Origin of the sequence: Planococcus plakortidis, from assembly GCF_001687605.2 — a bacterium.
GTDB lineage: Bacteria > Bacillota > Bacilli > Bacillales_A > Planococcaceae > Planococcus > Planococcus plakortidis.
The window spans coordinates 3,143,276-3,159,302 of record NZ_CP016539.2 but is presented as its reverse complement, the minus strand read 5'-3'; the positions used below and the strand labels follow the sequence as shown (position 1 = coordinate 3,159,302).

At 52.7% G+C, this 16,027-nt stretch carries 17 protein-coding genes and 1 pseudogene; 10 read left to right on the top strand and 8 right to left on the bottom strand.

Annotated elements, in window-relative coordinates; genetic code table 11:
- Positions 1 to 158: 158 nt before the first annotated feature.
- Positions 159 to 1,628 (top strand): Na+/H+ antiporter NhaC, encoded by a 1,470-nt coding sequence (nhaC, locus tag BBI15_RS15715; protein ID WP_068871013.1) that lies wholly within the window; start codon positions 159 to 161, stop codon positions 1,626 to 1,628.
- A 46-nt stretch (positions 1,629 to 1,674) separates the two neighbouring features.
- Here the strand turns inward: nhaC and BBI15_RS15710 are convergent, their stop codons facing one another.
- The 4 genes from BBI15_RS15710 to BBI15_RS15695 form a co-directional block, all read right to left on the bottom strand.
- Positions 1,675 to 2,682, bottom strand: a complete 1,008-nt coding sequence (locus BBI15_RS15710; protein ID WP_068871011.1) for a FecCD family ABC transporter permease — start codon at positions 2,680 to 2,682, stop codon at positions 1,675 to 1,677.
- Positions 2,679 to 3,677 carry a FecCD family ABC transporter permease gene (locus BBI15_RS15705; RefSeq protein ID WP_084632979.1) on the bottom strand — a complete coding sequence of 333 codons (999 nt, stop codon included), beginning with the start codon at positions 3,675 to 3,677 and terminating at the stop codon, positions 2,679 to 2,681. Before BBI15_RS15705 ends, BBI15_RS15710 begins: the two co-directional genes overlap by 4 nt.
- A 62-nt stretch (positions 3,678 to 3,739) precedes the next feature.
- Positions 3,740 to 4,669: an iron-hydroxamate ABC transporter substrate-binding protein gene (locus tag BBI15_RS15700; RefSeq protein WP_068871009.1), complete on the bottom strand. Its 930-nt coding sequence runs from the start codon at positions 4,667 to 4,669 to the stop codon at positions 3,740 to 3,742.
- A gap of 7 nt (positions 4,670 to 4,676) precedes the next feature.
- On the bottom strand, positions 4,677 to 5,468 hold the full coding sequence (locus BBI15_RS15695; protein ID WP_058382374.1) for an ABC transporter ATP-binding protein: 792 nt from the start codon (positions 5,466 to 5,468) through the stop codon (positions 4,677 to 4,679).
- 154 nt (positions 5,469 to 5,622) lie between these two features.
- Here BBI15_RS15695 and BBI15_RS15690 point away from each other — a divergent pair, with 154 nt between their 5' ends.
- Together BBI15_RS15690 and BBI15_RS15685 are read left to right on the top strand one after the other, a co-directional pair.
- The gene (locus BBI15_RS15690; protein WP_068871007.1) at positions 5,623 to 6,672 is read left to right on the top strand and encodes an NAD(P)/FAD-dependent oxidoreductase; all 1,050 of its coding nucleotides are present in this window, start codon (positions 5,623 to 5,625) and stop codon (positions 6,670 to 6,672) included.
- A 76-nt stretch (positions 6,673 to 6,748) separates the two neighbouring features.
- The gene (locus tag BBI15_RS15685; protein ID WP_068871005.1) at positions 6,749 to 7,165 is read left to right on the top strand and encodes a cupin domain-containing protein; all 417 of its coding nucleotides are present in this window, start codon (positions 6,749 to 6,751) and stop codon (positions 7,163 to 7,165) included.
- A 56-nt stretch (positions 7,166 to 7,221) separates the two neighbouring features.
- On the opposite strand, the gene BBI15_RS15680 is transcribed toward BBI15_RS15685, so the two are convergent.
- The 4 genes from BBI15_RS15680 to BBI15_RS15665 all read right to left on the bottom strand — a co-directional run bounded on the left by BBI15_RS15680 (position 7,222) and on the right by BBI15_RS15665 (position 12,000).
- The gene (locus BBI15_RS15680; protein ID WP_068871003.1) at positions 7,222 to 8,412 is read right to left on the bottom strand and encodes an MFS transporter; all 1,191 of its coding nucleotides are present in this window, start codon (positions 8,410 to 8,412) and stop codon (positions 7,222 to 7,224) included.
- A gap of 187 nt (positions 8,413 to 8,599) precedes the next feature.
- On the bottom strand, positions 8,600 to 10,240 hold the full coding sequence (locus tag BBI15_RS15675) for a diguanylate cyclase domain-containing protein (RefSeq protein ID WP_068871001.1): 1,641 nt from the start codon (positions 10,238 to 10,240) through the stop codon (positions 8,600 to 8,602).
- 114 nt (positions 10,241 to 10,354) lie between these two features.
- A complete protein-coding gene (locus BBI15_RS15670; protein ID WP_068870998.1) occupies positions 10,355 to 10,687 on the bottom strand; it encodes a heme oxygenase in 333 nt (110 codons plus the stop codon).
- Between the two features lie 83 nt (positions 10,688 to 10,770).
- Positions 10,771 to 12,000 (bottom strand): dicarboxylate/amino acid:cation symporter, encoded by a 1,230-nt coding sequence (locus tag BBI15_RS15665; protein WP_068870996.1) that lies wholly within the window; start codon positions 11,998 to 12,000, stop codon positions 10,771 to 10,773.
- Positions 12,001 to 12,265: 265 nt separating this feature from the next.
- On the opposite strand from BBI15_RS15665, the gene BBI15_RS15660 reads away from it, so the two are divergent.
- The 7 genes and pseudogenes from BBI15_RS15660 to BBI15_RS15635 all read left to right on the top strand — a co-directional run bounded on the left by BBI15_RS15660 (position 12,266) and on the right by BBI15_RS15635 (position 15,893).
- Entirely contained in the window at positions 12,266 to 12,760 is a 495-nt protein-coding gene (locus BBI15_RS15660) for a DUF4181 domain-containing protein (protein WP_068870994.1), read from the top strand.
- Between the two features lie 44 nt (positions 12,761 to 12,804).
- A complete protein-coding gene (locus BBI15_RS15655) occupies positions 12,805 to 13,254 on the top strand; it encodes a hypothetical protein (RefSeq protein WP_068870992.1) in 450 nt (149 codons plus the stop codon).
- 53 nt (positions 13,255 to 13,307) lie between these two features.
- Positions 13,308 to 13,841 (top strand): GNAT family N-acetyltransferase, encoded by a 534-nt coding sequence (locus tag BBI15_RS15650; protein WP_068870990.1) that lies wholly within the window; start codon positions 13,308 to 13,310, stop codon positions 13,839 to 13,841.
- A complete protein-coding gene (locus BBI15_RS15645; RefSeq protein WP_068870987.1) occupies positions 13,822 to 14,379 on the top strand; it encodes a GNAT family N-acetyltransferase in 558 nt (185 codons plus the stop codon). The genes BBI15_RS15650 and BBI15_RS15645 overlap by 20 nt, the downstream gene beginning before the upstream one ends.
- A 21-nt stretch (positions 14,380 to 14,400) precedes the next feature.
- A pseudogene (locus tag BBI15_RS16335) lies at positions 14,401 to 14,931 on the top strand (class I SAM-dependent methyltransferase); the annotation flags it as partial.
- Between the two features lie 78 nt (positions 14,932 to 15,009).
- Positions 15,010 to 15,426 (top strand): HIT family protein, encoded by a 417-nt coding sequence (locus BBI15_RS16725; protein ID WP_068872633.1) that lies wholly within the window; start codon positions 15,010 to 15,012, stop codon positions 15,424 to 15,426.
- Positions 15,423 to 15,893 carry a GNAT family N-acetyltransferase gene (locus BBI15_RS15635; protein ID WP_068870985.1) on the top strand — a complete coding sequence of 157 codons (471 nt, stop codon included), beginning with the start codon at positions 15,423 to 15,425 and terminating at the stop codon, positions 15,891 to 15,893. Before BBI15_RS16725 ends, BBI15_RS15635 begins: the two co-directional genes overlap by 4 nt.
- Positions 15,894 to 16,027 lie beyond the last annotated feature (134 nt).

Genomic DNA, 16,027 nt, shown 5'->3' with positions numbered 1-16,027 from the left:
ACGGTAACATTTCGGGGTAAGACAGGAAGAATCCTGCAGTGAATTATTCCGAAGTCCGAAAAATCACGGTAATCTGAAAATTTTTATGGCAATGAAATCAGTATAGTGGCAAAATAAATACAAGCATTCATTCCATTTTCACAAAGGGGTTCGAGAACATGAAAGAGGAGAAGAAACGACCGAAACAGCAGGAGATTGAAGTGCCCTTCTGGCTGGCTTTGCTGCCGCTGGTTTTCATGGTCGCGGCGATGGCTGTCACGATCATCATTTTTGAGGGCAGCCCGCATATTCCCTTGCTTCTCGGCACGACCATCGCTGTCATCATCGCCTGGCGGTTGGGGTACCGCTGGCACATGATCGAAGAGGGTGCCTATAAAGGAATCCGGCTTGCTTTGCCGGCTTTGGTCATCATCATCATGGTCGGCATGATCATCGCTTCATGGATCGGCGGGGGCATCGTCGCGACGATGATTTATTATGGCTTGAAAATCATTACGCCGTCATTATTCCTCGTTACGATCTGTTTGATCTGTGCCTTGGTTGCGGGTGCGATCGGCAGTTCCTGGTCGACGATGGGCACGGTCGGCATCGCCGGCATGGGCATCGGGGCGAGCATGGGGATACCCGCGGCGATGGTCGCGGGAGCGGTCATCTCGGGCTCTTATTTCGGGGACAAGATGTCGCCGCTGTCCGATACGACCAATTTGGCGGCAGGGGTGACGAACACCAATTTGTTCGTCCACATCCGCCACATGATCTACACTACGATTCCGGGGCTCATCATCGCGCTCGGCGCTTACTTTTTCCTTGGGCGCCAGTTTGCTGGGAACTCGGTCGATAGCGGCAATATTAACACGATCCTGGCATCGCTAGAAGAAAACTTCGTCATTTCGCCGTGGCTCTTGCTCGTGCCTTTAGCGGTCATCGTATTGGTCATGAAGAAAGTACCGGCACTTCCGGCGCTTGGAATCGGCATCGTGCTCGGCTGGCTATGCCATATTTTCGTACAGGGCGGCTCGGTCGCAGAAGCGGTCAATGCCCTGCATGACGGCTATGTCATCACATCCGGCAACGAAGTGGTCGATTCCTTGTTCAATCGGGGCGGCATCGATTCGATGATGTTCGTCATTTCCTTGACGATTTTCGCCATGACCTTCGGGGGCGTGCTGGAACATACAGGCATGTTGAAATCGATCGTCACGAAGATCCTGAAGCTGGCGAAGACGGCCGGCAGCCTGGTTGCTGCAACGGTCGCATCGGCGTTCTTGACGAATGTCACGGCATCCGAACAATATATTTCGATCCTGTTGCCGGGGCGCATGTATGCGCGGGCTTATCAGGATCAGGGCTTGCATTCGAAAAACCTGTCGCGCGCACTGGAAGACGGCGGCACGATTACCTCGCCGTTTGTTCCATGGAACACATGCGGCGTCTTCATCCTGGCAACGCTTGCGGTCCATCCATTCGCCTATGCACCGTATGCGGTATTGAATTACTCGGTGCCGATCATCGCCATCATCATGGCGTTCCTCGGCTGGAAAGTGGAATTCATGACCGATGAGGAAATGCAGAAGCTCAAAGAACGCGAAGCGCGCATGGCAATGGAAGCGCAGGAAGAACCGGTTTAAAACAGCAAAACGGCTCATGACCCTTGTTCGGGTCATGAGCCGTTTTTTATTTCTTCATCAATAAATAAACGAAATAGGGTGCGCCGATCAAAGCGGCCATGACGCCGGCCGGAATGCCGGACGGTTCAAGCAGGTTGCGGCCGATTGTGTCTGCTGCGAGCAATAGCCAGCCGCCGAGCAAAATGGCGACGGGAAGGAATAATTGATGGCGCGGCCCGACGAGCGCTTTTGCAAGGTGCGGGGCCATCAAGCCGATGAAGGCGATGCTGCCGGTCACGGAAACCGCAGCGGCAGCGAGCGCGACAGCCGCAAGCAAAAGGACAGCGCGCTCTTTGCCGATATTGAGCCCGAGCCCGATCGCGGCCGGTTCACCGAGACCAAGGATATTGAGGCGGTTCGCTTTATAGAGGACAAATGGAATCAACAGGACAAGCCAAGGCAACAGCGCCAGGATGAACGGCCAATCGGTGCCCCAAATGGAACCGGCAAGCCACTGGGCGATGAAGTCCACTTTTTCCCGTTCCGCAGATGAAATGAGCACGATCATGACGCCGGATAAGGCCATCGAAAAGCCGATGCCGACCAGCACAAGCCGCACCGGTTGAAGGCCCGTTCGCGGATCACGGGAGAACAAGTAAATCAGGATTGCCGTGATAAAAGCGCCGAGAAATGCCACGAACGGCAGCAAGAATGCAAAAGAGCCTGGTTCCACAGGGATAAACAAGAAAAAGATGGCGATGGCGACACCGGCACCGGAATTGATTCCGATGATACCGGGATCGGCCAAATCATTGCGCGTAATACTCTGCAAAACGGCGCCCGATAATGCGAGTGCCATCCCGGCAAGGAACGTAATGAGCAGCCTTGGCATGCGGATGGAGAAGAGCACAAATTCTTCTTTAAAATCACCCTGGCCCATCAGGACAGGGACAATCCGGCCGAAGCCGAGCGTCGAATAGCCGAGCCCTAAACTCAAGACGGCGGTGACTAGGAGGATAATGGTAAGCACGAGCAAAGTGATGCGCTGCTTGCGGATCAAATGTTGTTGGATCATGTGAACGCACCTCCACCTTTACGGACAATCAGCAGGAAGAACGGCAAGCCGAGCATGGCGACCACCGCTGCGACCGGCGTTTCAAACGGTGCGTTGACCGTGCGGCCGAACAAATCGGCAAGCAGCATGAAAATGGCGCCTGTGACGGCAGACATCGGGATGATGAAGCGGTAATCGCTGCCGACGATTACGCGGACGATGTGCGGGATCATCAAGCCGATGAATGCCAGGTTGCCGGCTAAAGCTACAGCGGCACCAGCCAATAAAGTCACGACGACAAACAGCATCGCTTTGATCTGGCCGGTTTTTTGGCCAAGCCCGATCGCTGCTTCTTCACTTAAGCTCAATACCGCCAGTTGGCGGGACAGCAATAAAGCGACAAACAATGCGATGGTGATAAACGGAACAATGATTTGTAACTGACCCCAGGAGGTGCCGATCAAGCCGCCGGCCGTCCACATGGAGACGTCTTTGGAGATTTTGAACAATAAGCCGATCGCTTCTGCAATGGCGGTTAAAAACGCTGACACCGCAGCTCCGGCAAGGACGATGCGAAACGGCGAAAAGCCGCCGCGCCGCGAAGCCCCGATGCCGAAGACGAGCCCGGCCCCAATCGCAGCCCCGATAAAGCAAGCGATCATGATACCGAAGTAATTAGCTCCGGGGATGAACGCCAAAGTCGCGGCCAATGCTGCATTGGCGCCTGCAGTCAAACCGAGTAAGCCCGGGTCTGCCAATGGATTGCGGGTCATGCCTTGCATAATTGCGCCTGAGACGGCGAGTGCCGCGCCGACGAAAATCGCGGCCACTTCGCGCGGCAGTCGAATTTCCTGGATGACCGATATTTGTTGTCCGGTGCTGTCAGAGAAAAGGGCCAGCCATAAATTTTCCAGGCTGACATCAGCGGCGCCAAAGACCATCGACACAACAAAAGCCAGCACAAGTGCCAGCAGGCTGATTCCAAATATGTATGAAAAACGGGCGTTATAACGCATGCATCATCATCTTTTCTATAGAAAGGATAAAGGGATTCCGCTGTGCAGAATCCCTTTTGTGATTATTGGCCAAGGAATTTTTCCTGGAACAACTCAAGCTGGTAATCGAGGGAAATTGGATCGTTGAAATAGAATTTCTTTGCATCCACTTCGAATACTTGATCGTTCTTTACAGCTGGCGTATTTTGGTAAAGGTCCGTTTCCTGGAAGGAATTATCCTGTTCGGAGTCTTTGCTGAAGATTACGTAATCGCCCATATATTCAGGGAGAACTTCTTGTGACAAGGCATAGTACCCATCAGAAAGTGCCATTTCTTCGACTTTTTCCGGCATGTTCAAGCCCATTTCCTGATACAGGATCTCGGTGCCGCGGCCCCAGTTGTCGCCGTATACGTACAATTGCTTATCAAAGTTCTCGATGACGGAGACCGTTGCATCTGCGCCGATTTCCGCTTTGATCTCTTCACCCGCGGCTTGTGCGCGCTCTTTAAAGTCATCAACGAATGCTTGGGCTTCGTCTTCTTTATTCAATAGTTTCCCGATTTCCACGTGCTGTGTCAAATAGTCGACTTTGCCGTAAGTAAAAGTGACAGTCGGTGCAATTTGTTCCAGTTTATCGACGTTTTGAAGAGTCGAGTAACCGATGATCAAATCCGGATCCAATTCGATGATTTTCTCCAGGTTCTCTTCCGACACTTCCTCTACGCCGTCCAAGTAAGGTTCGTAGTTCGGGTTGTCGATTGCCCAAGCGTCGATGCCGGCAAGCGGCACATCAAGTGCCATGACGTTTCCGCCGTAAGCCAACGCGACGACGCGCTGCGGGTCAGCCGGAACTTCCACTGTACCGTTTTCCGATTCGTATTGGATGGTGTCGGATCCACTGGCTTCGCCTTCGGAACCGCCCGTTTCCTCGGTTGTTTCTTCTGTTGAGCCGCAAGCGGCAAGCGCCAGCATAACGAGTAAAGCGATGGACAAGAAAAGTAATTTTTTCATGATCTGGTTAAGCTCCTTTGATTAAGTTATAGGTTAGGCAAATCGGTTTTTGCGTCCGTGGGTCAAGGCCGATTTCCGCATCGATGCGGAACACTTCACGGAGTACGTCCGGAACGATCACTTCTTCCGGCGATCCGGCCTTGATGATCTGGCCGTCTTTCATCGCGACGATATGGTCGGCGAAGCGGGCGGCGTGGTTCAAATCGTGCAGCACCATGACGATGGTGCGTTCTTCCTCGGCATTGAGTTCCCGGAGCAGTTCCAGGATTTCCAATTGATGCGCCATATCGAGGTAAGTCGTCGGTTCATCGAGGAAAATCATTTCGGTTTCCTGCGCAAGTGCCATGGCAATCCAGACGCGCTGGCGCTGGCCGCCGGATAAGGCATCGACGGGATGGTATTTGAAAAATTGCGTACCGGTCACATTGAGCGCCCAGTCGATCATTTCATAATCCCGTTTGCTTAACTTGCCGAACCCTTTTTGATAAGGGAAGCGGCCATAAGAGACGATCTCGCCGACTGTCAAACCCGCCGCGTTTTCCGGGGATTGTGGCAAGATCGCGAGCTTTTTCGCCAATTGCTTCGTTTTCTCTTCGGCGATTTGCTGGCCGTCGAGGATGACCGAGCCCGATTCGTGCGGAATGACGCGAGTCATCGCTTTCAGGAAGGTGGACTTCCCGCAGCCGTTCGGACCGATGATTGCCGTAATCTTTTTATCTGGAATCGACAGGGACAAGCCTTTGACGATTTTCCTTTCGCCATAGCTGACTTCCAGGTTTTCTGTAAAAAGGCGTCCCATCGACAGCCCTCCTTTTCATTTAACCGTAATTTTGAAGCAAAAAATAAAAATGGGATATATGTTGATAATGATTCTCAGTTTCATTACAATGTATACTATAAAGTTATTGAGAATCGTTGTCAATCGGAATTTACTATAGAACGGGGATGGAAAAATGGCCAATCACGACATCTTTGATGTAACCATCATCGGGGGAGGCCCAGCCGGCTTGTATTCAGCTTTCTACAGCGGGCTTCGGGGCATGAAAACGAAAATCATCGAGTTCCAGCCGCGCCTTGGCGGCAAGTTGCATGTCTATCCGGAAAAGATGATCTGGGACGTCGGGGGACAGACGCCAATCCGCTGCGAACAGCTGATCACACAATTGGTCGAACAAGGGCTCACGTTTGATCCGACGGTATGCCTGGATGAGAAAGTGGAAAGCATGGATAAGAACGAAGATGGCTTGTTCGTTTTGACAGGTGCATCAGGTGAAATCCATTACTCGAAATCGGTCATCGTTGCAGTCGGCGGAGGCATCCTGAAACCGCAAAAGCTGCAGATCGAAGGCGCCGAACGTTTTGAAGTGGCAAACCTCAATTATACCGTGAAAACACTCGAACGCTTCCGCGGCAGCACCGTGCTCATTTCCGGAGGCGGCAATTCAGCCGTCGACTGGGCGAATGAACTCGAGTCGATTGCCGAGAAAGTCTATGTCGTCCACCGTAAATCCGAAATGGCCGGACACGAAGCGCAAGTGCGCCAATTGCTCGAAAGCCGAGCCGAATGCTTACTGGATTCCGCCATCACGCGGCTCGTGGCATCGGACGCCGGCGACCGTGTGGAACTCGTGGAAGTGATGAACCAAGTGACGGGCGAGCGGCGCATGCTGCCGGTCGACCAGCTCGTCATCAACCATGGCTATGAGCGCGATGCGAGTTTACTCGAAAACAGCCCGCTTGCTCTGGAGACCAAAGACGATTTCTATTTGAAAGGGACGCCGGCAAGCGAAACTTCCGTACCGGGAGTGTTTGCGGCAGGGGATATCCTCCAACATGAGGGCAAGCTCAATCTGATCGCCGGCACGTTCACCGACGCCGCCAATGCCGTCAATAAAGCGAAGAAATTCATCGAGCCGGACGCTGCCAATATTGCCATGGTGTCTTCCCATAATGATGTATTCAACTCCCGCAACCAGGCGCTGAAACAACAAGCGATGCGCTGACCGGTTTGTTTATGTCCGTTCCTTGAAGGGTAGAAGAGGACTAGGATAGAACAACAAATCGGAGGAGGAATAGAACATGGAATTGAAAGATTACGGTGCTGAATCATTTGTCGTCAATATCGAAGAGGCGACAAAACAAAACGATACGTTCCGGACCGCCCTGTGGACCGGTAAAAACTTGCAGGTGACGCTGATGAGCATCGCAGCAGGCGATGACATTGGCCTGGAAGTCCATGAGCACGGCGACCAATTCCTTCGCATCGAAGAAGGGCAAGGCCTTGTGCAGATGGGCGATAGCGAAGACAATTTAAGCTTTGAAGAAAAAGCGGAAGACGATTACGCCATCCTCATCCCAGCAGGCAAATGGCATAATGTAACGAATACAGGCGATCAGCCGTTGAAGATCTACTCCATCTATGCGCCGCCTGAACATCCGCACAGCACAGTGCATCAAACGAAAGCGGAAGCGGACGCAGCGGAAGAGGAAGAATAAGGAAAATAAAGAACGGCCGGCAGAAAACTGCCGGCCGTTCTTTTATGTGCCTTCGTTCAATGTGCCGAAGCGGGGTTACGCTCTTTTCTTCCATGAAGGAAATAATACGGCACAATCATGGCAAAGACGACCATTCCCAATAATCCGTAAAGCGCGCTATAGCCGGTAAAGGGAATGATGAAGCCTAGAACATACGGCCCCATGCCGAGCCCGCCGTCCATCGCGACAAAGAACGTCGATGTCGCAAGCCCCATCCGGTGGGGAGGGGTCAGCTTGATCGCGACCGCTTGTGTCGTCGATTGCATATTGCCGAATCCGAGACCGATCAAAGCCCCCGCACCCAATAGCCCCAGGCCGGAATCGGCGACGCTCAGCAACAACAGGCCGCTTGCAAGCGCCACGAGAGCGGGATACATGATGTAATTGGCGCCATACAGATCCATGATGCGGCCGGTGAAAGGCCGAGTCAGCAGGATGACGACGGCATAGACGAGGAAGAAGAAACTGGCTGCTTCCACAAGCCCTTTATCATTGGCGTAAAAATTGATGAATGACAGCACGCTCGAATAGCTGAGTGCCACCAGAAACATGACGATGGCAATCGGAACGGCATTCGCTTCTAAATAATTGGAAAGCTGGAAGCCGGATTTCGCGTTGGAGACCGGTGGTTTTTCCAATGCCGGCACTTCGACAAAGGTGCTCAGTGCCAGTGCCGCCACAGCGATTGCTACACAGGCAGCGAAAATCATATTGTAGCCGGTCCATTGGCTCATCAGCAAACCGATGAAGGGGCCGAATGCCGCGCCGAGCGTGGCGCTCATGCTGAAATAACCGATGCCTTCGCCTTTGCGCGTGTGGGGAATGACCTGGGCGGCGATCGTTCCGGCAGCAGTGCTAGCGACGCCGAGCGTCACCCCATGCAAGAAGCGGTTGAGCATCAAGAAAGGCAAGCCGAGCTGCAGGAAATAAAGTGCCGTCATCCCGACGAACAAGGCGGAACCGAGCACCAATGCGCGTTTTCGGCCAATCATGTCAAGTGTGCGCCCGATGACCAAGCGTCCTGCGAGCGCACCCAAGATGAAGATCCCGGTGACAAGGCCCGCTTCGCTTGTCGAAGCGCCGTATTCTTCGACGGCGTATAAGGCGATGGTGACAATCAATAAATAGAAAACAAGCAATAGCAGAAAATGGACGATGGAAACGCCGATGAAGTCACGTGTCCATAATTTAGGTTTGTTATGACTCAAATGTAAGACTCCTTTGAACGCTTGGTAGCGGAACTATATGTAATATATCTTCGATTTTCCCACTATTAACCGTAGCAGACCCCCGGCATATCGTCCAATATAGGGCACCTGAAAAAGCGCCGCCTCACGAGGCAGCGCTTTTAGATTTTCACTGATTTCAATGAAGCAAACAGGCATTTTGGCTCGTTCATTCAGAGGCGATATCCCCGTAGAATGTCGTCCGGCTTTTGCCATTTTCCTTGGACACATAGAGCGCCGCGTCGGCGTATGACAATAAGGTATAAAGATGTTCCGCGTTGTCCGGGTAAATGGCGATGCCGATGCTGCATCCAAGCTGCACGCGTCCCGCTTCTACGGTAATCGGCTTGCTCAGCTGGTCGATCAACCGTTGGGCCAATTGCCTTGTCGGCATTTGGCCCATGCCGTCACAAGGGAACAACAGGACGAATTCATCTCCGCCAATCCGGGAAATGAACGCACCTTCAGGCAGTTCCGCCTTCAATCGTCCGGCGACTTTCTGCAGCACATGGTCGCCTGCTAAATGCCCTAGCGTATCGTTGGCTTTCTTGAAGCCGTCCAGATCCAAATAGAAAAAAGCTAATTTTCCTCCGGCAGTGCGCGCTTGCTTCATCATGCGATCGGCGGCTTCTTCGAGGGCGATGCGGTTCGGCAAACCGGTCAGCGGATCACGCTGTGCCAAATCCTGCATGCGCTCCAAATCGGATTCCGTCGTGCCGAGTGTTCTGACCAGGCTCTCGAGCGAGTTGGATAAGTCTTCGATTTCACGGACACCGGTATTTTTCGGCAAGGCCAAGTGCTCCCCTTTGCGGAAGGCTTTCGCTTTTCTGGATATTTCATTGAGCGGGCGGCTGATGCGGCCCGCCACCAGCCAGCCGGCGAAGGCGAACAGAACGGCGCTTGCCAAGCCGCTCGTCATGATGATGCGGCTCAAGTCGCGTGCAGCGGCGAAGGCGGTTTCTTCCGGCTGGCGAACCAGTACGGTCCACTCAAGTCCCGGATACTGCCAATTGGTGCGGCCGCCGGTAAATCCCGTCAAATAGGAATTGCCGTCGGGCCATTGCTCCAGCGCCCATCCTGCCCTTTTTCCCTGGGACAGGGTATAGGAATCGACAGGAAGCGGCTGGCCAAGAAATTCTTCAGGGCCGAGAATGACGCGGTGGTCTCCCGGGCTTAACACGAAAACCTCCAGTTCATTTTCGCTGCGGTTCAGCGGGCGCAGGACGAATTCCATCACTTCTTGTGCCCAGTCCCAACTCAAATGGGCGGCCACCACGCCGCCGAACGAGCCATCGGAATAGAAGACCGGCACGCTGATGTCCACGAATTCGAGCTCATGGCCACCTGGGCTCGGCAATAGGTCTGCCAACAGCAGCGCTTCATGGACATCCCCGACATAATCGGTTTTGCGTGCCATGGAATAAACCGGCCGCTCGGACAAGTCCATTCCTTCCAGCAGTTCATTCGTGGAAGCGGTCACCGTCCCGGCTGAATCGGTAATGCCGATCCATGAAAAAGCCGGTACTTGGTCTTGCAGCATTTCAATTTTAGCGCGCTTTTCCTCAATGGGTGTATCGAGTGCGAGTTCTTCGATTTCCCCGAAGGTCTTGATTTCACTATAGCGGCCCCACATGTATTGATCCAAACGGTCTTTCATCTGGAACGCCGCGCTCGATAAAGCATTGCCGCGTTCTTCCTCCAGCCGGTTCGTGCTCACTTCGGAGACGAGCATGCTGAGGACGGCGGCAAAAAGCAGGATGAAGATGGCGAATATCAGGCCCCAATAGTTTCTAAGCGATAATGATTTCATATGGATCCCTTCCAAAATAGGCAATTTTCACGAATACATAAAGTATATCAAAAGTCCTGCATAAAAGGGGGAAGAAGGCAAAAAGAAACAGGCAGCTTGTGCTGCCTGTTTCCATTATTTAGCCGCTTCGATGACCGAAGCGATTTTCGTGATGACGAGTTCGCTGCCGAGCATTGGCGATTCTTTTTTCTCTTCGCCTTCTGACGGTTCAGGGCGCTTATGCGACTGTTTGAACGCATCGCTCGTTTTCCATGCTTCGAAGTTCTCCAATGTTTCCCAGTACATATTGACATTCAATTCATCGTATTCTTCCAGGTTTTGCGTAATGGTCACTTCCACTTTGTGGAAGCCTTCCATTTCCTGCAATGCGCCCGGACGTGTGAAGTTGGGTGCCATTTTTTCGGCGAATCCCGGTTTCATTTTGATGCGGTTAGTCACGATATACATAACAGCAAGTCTCCTTTTTCAGTGGGATGCGAGATACTCCCACTGTATCACAACGCGCCGTGCTTTGTCCGCAATGACCCATGTCAAGCCTTGGCGGCGCTGCGCCTTTTTTCGCTTTGGTCGATCAGTTTCGAGCCTGCCAAATCGCCCGTCACATTGAGCATCGTGGCGCCCATGCCGACCAGGGCATCGATGGCGGTAAGGAGGGCGACCGCTTCCATCGGCAACCCGAGCTGGACGAAGACGGTGGCGATCATGACGATGCCAGCGCCTGGGATGCCGGCGGTACCGACAGTGGCCAGCGTCCCGATCAAGACGACCATGAACATCTCGGAAAGGCTCAGTGGATCCCCGATGATGTTGGCAGCAAATATGGCGGAAACCGCGATACGGATGGCCGCGCCATCCATATTGATGGTTGCGCCGAGCGGCAGGCTGAAGCCGTATAGGCTTTTCGGGATGCCAAGCCCGCGTGCGGCATTGAGCGTCAACGGCAAGGTGCCGGAGCTGCTTTGCGTGACGAAAGCCGTCAGCATCGGTGTCCGCGCGTGCTTGAAGAAATGCAGCGGATTGACTTTAAACAAGAGCATCGCTGCAGTGTAAATCGCGATTTGCACCGCAATGGCGATATACAGGACGGCGACCATGCCGCCAAGCGATACGAGCGTGTCCACGCCTTGCGAACCGACTGTTTCCGCCATGATGGCGAAAATACCGATCGGTACATACTGGAGGATGGCTTTTAAGACGATCAATGTCGCTTCATTTAACGCATTGATCGTTTTCATCAAGTGATTGCCGAGTTCGCCGAATTCCGAGGAACTCCTCATATAGGAAATGGCGATACCGAACGCAAATGCCGTAAAGATAATCCCGAGCAGGTTCATTTCACTGAATGCTGCGATGATGTTGGATGGCACAATGTTCAGCAGCACACTCGTGAAGCCGGGGTTATCCGGCACGTCAAAGGTTTCCGAACCGTCGAGCTGCATGCCCGAACCCGGCTGGAAAATGCTTGCGACCGTCAAGCCGACCATGATGGCGAATGCCGAACTGAACGTGTAGAACAGGAAGACTTTCCCGCCCATACGGCCGAGGTCGCCGATTTTCGATTGATTGATCCCGACAATCAATGTGAAGAAGATGAGCGGCACGATGAGGAAGGTCAAAAGCCGCAGGAGCAGATCCCCAAGTGGTGCCAAAGCGGCCGCATCCGGGCCGAAGATCAAGCCGGCAATGACGCCGAGGATGAGCGCCACAGTGATTTTCAAGATAAGCGATACACGTGCATAGGTTTTCCAAAGAGTTTTCATAAGCGCCTCCTTTATTGTCAATCTATTTTTAAAAACCATATAAACTTAGTCGGATTTGACTTAATTACGATAGCCTTTGCCCTTTGTTTTGTCAAAGAAGCGAACTCGGCAGGAAACAGGAGGACAAAAGGCGAAGAGACGACGAATAAGTGGCCGGCTATCGGAAAAATTTAAAGTATTCTATAATTTCCCAAAATCTCGTGATACGATAAAGCTAGCAGCATAAGCATAATTTGGCGTTAAGCAGAAAGTTGAGGGCGATCCTATGGGCGGAGTCGGGGAAACAGGGGGAGTCGGGTATTACGAAACACAGTACGACTGGATATGGCCACTGATCGGGTTTATTGCGGTGACGGCTTTGGCGATCATGGGCGTAAACTGGATCCTGCGCAAAATTCTGAGGGTCGAGCGAAAGAAGCTCTTTTCCGGTTCGTCGAATTTCGTCAACGATCGTCATGAAAAGGTGGATGCTTATTTCCGTTGGAGCGGGGCAGCCATTTCCATCGGGGCACTCTTTATCTTTCGGGAAACCCAGTCATTTCTTCCTTTAATTGCGCTGCTTGCCATCAGCGGACTTCAAGGCGCTTACACGGTATATATGGAAAGAACCCATGCCGACAACCCGAATGACTATAAATACAGTTTTCTGCATTTCCTCACAAGCACAGTCATTGTCGTTACGTGCATATTCACTTTTTTCCCGGATTTTTTCGGATTCATATTGGAAGATATTCGCTTGCTGGCCGATTTTATAAATTAAATAAAAGCAAGTAATCGATAGAATGAGATAAGGAGGAGGGCGGAATGGTTCATCAAGGAAAAGTGCAGCGCTGGCTGCTCGCCATCATGTTGCTCGCTGTCAATTTGCCGCCGCTGCTCCTGGGTTCATTTCCGAACGGGTTTGCGCTGTATTTTCAGCTATTCGTGTCGGCATTGATCGTATTGGCCTTATTTATCGAAGCGCGCGTCAAGGTCCGGAACGGCAATATCAGTTACCGTGTCGAATTATGGGGCTTGCCGCTTTACTATAAAACGGTCTACGCAGAGGAAATCAAGCGCATTGAGTTCAAGCGCAGCAATTGGTCGTCGAAAGTGGCGGTGGTGCGTGTGAAAAAAGGCATCGATTTGCGGTTCGCTTTATTCGGGAACGGCCTGTTCGGCGACTTGTTGCAATTTGCCATACAGAATAATCTTGAGCTCCGGAAGTCAAAAGACTATCAAACCATCGAAAAGTTCGACAGCAACCGCCGGTAATGAAAGATTTCCGGAAAACGTTTCACGTGAAACGGTGAAAGGGGCAAGCGGACATGGAATTGGAGAGCGGGCGCTTGTGGTTGCGCCGTTACCGCGATGAAGATTTTGAATTTTTGTATTCTTTATTGAAACAGCCGGAAGTCATGCGGCATATCGGGGATGGCAAGGTGAAAAACCGGCAGCAAGCGCTGGAATTTTTATATTGGATCTACCGGATGTATAGAGAACACCCTGAATATGGCTTGTTTTTGCTGGTGCGAAAGGCGGACGGCAAGCGAATCGGCCATGCGGGGCTCGTGCCGCAAACGGTGGGTGGGCAGACAGCGCTGGAGGTCGGCTACTGGCTCGCGCCGGAATTCTGGGGCTTCGGCTATGCCAGTGAAGCGGCGAGGCTGCTGTGCCGGCAAGGATTCACGAAACACAGTCAGAGCGCACTCATTTCACTTATTCAACCGCAAAACAGGGCTTCGCAGAAAGTAGCCGAAGCACTGGGCATGGAATGCGGGAAACCGGTTTTGCACAATGGACAATACGTACTCGTTTACCGGGTGCAAAAGGAGCGATGGCATGCAATTTCCCATACTTGAGACGGAGCGGTTACTGTTGACGGAAATTACGGAGCAGGACACCGACCGGTATTTTGCGCTCCTGCAGCGCGAAGACGTGACGTATTACTACGGCATGGACCGGTTATTGAAAAAGGAAGAAGCACTGGAGATGATCCGTGCGTTTCGCGTCGTGTTCGAATTCATGCGCGGCATGCGTTGGGGCATCCGCTTGCGCGGGGAAGAAGCATTGATCGGGACGATCGGCTTGAACCAGCTTCAGCTGCGTTCGAAAAAAACCGAAGTCGGCTATGAGCTGCATCCGGATTACTGGCGCCAGGGGCTGATGGAAGAAGCGCTGACGGCGGTGCTCGCCTATTGTTTTGACGAGCTGGGCTTGTATCGCGTAGGCGCCACGACTTATCCGGCGAATACCGGATCGAACCGGTTGTTGAAGAAACTGGGCTTTACAGAAGAAGGGCGGCTCCGCGGCTATTTGTATCAGCGCGGCGAATCGTACGATGCACTGATCTTTTCGCTGCTGGCGCCGGAATGGCAAATGCAGCAGAGGGACAATTGAGGACGGAAGGGAAGCGGCAGGATGTTAGGGAAACAAGGATTCAATGAATGGGCAGCGGAATACGATGACACGGTACGCGAAAGCGAGCGCCAAGGAACGTATCCGTTTGCCGGCTACAGCGATGTGCTGACAGCGATTTTCGAAGCGATTGGCCACAAGCCACAGGCGTCTGTGTTGGATATCGGCTTTGGTACCGGTGCATTGGCATCTGCTTTATACGACAAAGGGCACCGGATTTTCGGAATTGATTTTTCTCCTGAAATGATCGGGCGCGCCAAAAGGAAGATGCCGGAAGCGCAGCTGGTGGAATGGGACATGGCGGACGGCTTGCCGCCTGTTTTTGACGGGCTGTTTTTTGATTGCATCGTCAGTACATATGCGCTTCATCATTTGGAGGATGCAGATAAATGGAGCTTCCTCAAGCAATTGCTGAAACGCTTGGCGCCGGGAGGGACGTTATGGATCGGCGATATCGCTTTTCGGACCGAAGCAGACCGCGAAACTTGCCGGAATGAATACGAAAACGTCTGGGATGGTGACGAAGCTTATACCGTTTTTGAGGAGCTCGAAGCGGCCATGTCCAATATCGCAAAATGCGAGTTCAAAGCGCATTCGCATTGCGGTGCTGTTATACAATTGCGGCCCGAATGCCCGTTTTGCCATCCGGCTTATGACTTGGAACAGCGCATCGTTTTTGAGACGGCCAATTGCTGGTTCCTGCAGCACGGAAAGGCGCAAGGCGTGCTCGAAGGGTCAGGCGTCATTGTCCCGAAACAGCATCGCTCGTCGCCGTTCGAGCTGACACCGAACGAATGGCAGGAGACGCAGGAGCTGCTGGGGCTCGCGAAAGAATTACTCGACCAAATCGCGCCGGGCGGCTATACGCTCGGCTGGAATGTCGGCGAAGCGTCGAATCAGTCGATCGGCCATAGCCATCTCCATGTCATTCCGCGCTTCGATGACGAACCGTATGCCGGAAAAGGCTTGAGGCACTGGCTGAAAAAGCCGGAGAACCGCCGTCCTGGGCGAGGCGGTGATGGACGATGAATTTTGAGGAACATGCGATGGCAGAGGTGGATGCACGGGAAATCTCAGCCTGGCGCTATCCATACCCATACGACTTTTATAATGGGGAAGCGACGGAGGAAAGTTTGCGGGAACTGATGGACGGAAGCTATCGGGTGGTGACGGAGCACGGGGAGTTGTTCGGTTTTTATTGCACGGGCAAGGGGGCGCAAGTGCCGGCGGGCCATGAAGCGAATGTATATCCGGAAGGCCCGGTCGATATCGGGCTCGGCATGAAACCGGAAAAGACCGGAGCGGGAAGAGGTGCCGCGTTTTTGGATTTTCTGCTCAATGAAATCAACAAAAGCCATCCCGGCCAAGCCCTGCGCCTCACTGTCGCCCAGTTCAATAAACGCGCAATCCATTTGTATGAGAGCGCGGGATTCGTGAAGGCCGGTGAATTCAAAAATGACTACGCCACGTTTCAAGTGATGCAAAAGGATGAGTGACTTTCAGCGGGCGAATGCATCTGCTATAGTGAAAACAGGGCGGTATCCATCCGGAACTGCACCTGTAAGAAAGCTTAACAACTTAATAGATCTGCCTTGATCTGAAAAACGACAGGGACGGAGAAACCGACAAA